The 588-nt window shown below is 32.0% G+C and carries 1 protein-coding gene; it reads left to right on the top strand.

Translation table 11 applies throughout. The features are described 5' to 3' along the window. Positions 1-588: cobalt-precorrin-5B (C(1))-methyltransferase CbiD (gene cbiD / locus AZI32_RS17465; RefSeq protein ID WP_082761317.1), on the top strand; the 588-nt coding region annotated here is incomplete at both ends.

The raw sequence follows: 588 nt of genomic DNA, 5'->3' as shown, positions 1-588 counted from the left end.
TAGATGCAACTCATAAAATGCATATATATGCTAAAGCTGAACTTATTGATTCGAATGAAATAATAATAGATGGTGGAATTGGGATTGGAAGGGTAACTAAAAAAGGCTTAGGAATAGAAATTGGAAAAGCTGCAATAAATAAAACGCCTATATCCATGATACAAAGTGAGGTTAGAAAAGTAATAGGAGATACAAAGGGAGTTAAAATAACTATATTTGCCCCAGAGGGAGAAACTATTGCTAAAAAAACTTTTAATCCAAGACTTGGAATTGTAGGAGGTATATCTATAATAGGAACAACGGGTATAGTTGAGCCAATGAGTGATGAAGGATGGAAGAAATCTTTATCAATAGAACTAGAGATGAAAAAAGCTCAGGGAATGGATAAAGTTATTTTGGTACCAGGTAACCATGGAGAAATGTTTATAAAAGAAAGCTTAGGTATTGATTCAAAGTATATAGTTAGGACCAGTAATTTTATTGGATATATGTTGAAAGAAGCTCAACGTATTGGATTTAAAAAAATTCTAATGGCTGGACATTTAGGCAAATATGTAAAGATAGCTGGCGGAATATTTAATACACATA

The sequence above is a fragment of the Clostridium sp. ATCC 25772 genome (assembly GCF_001573875.1).
GTDB lineage: Bacteria > Bacillota > Clostridia > Clostridiales > Clostridiaceae > Clostridium_J > Clostridium_J senegalense.
Note: the sequence above shows the minus strand (reverse complement) of the source record. Positions and strands in the feature narration are given on the sequence as shown.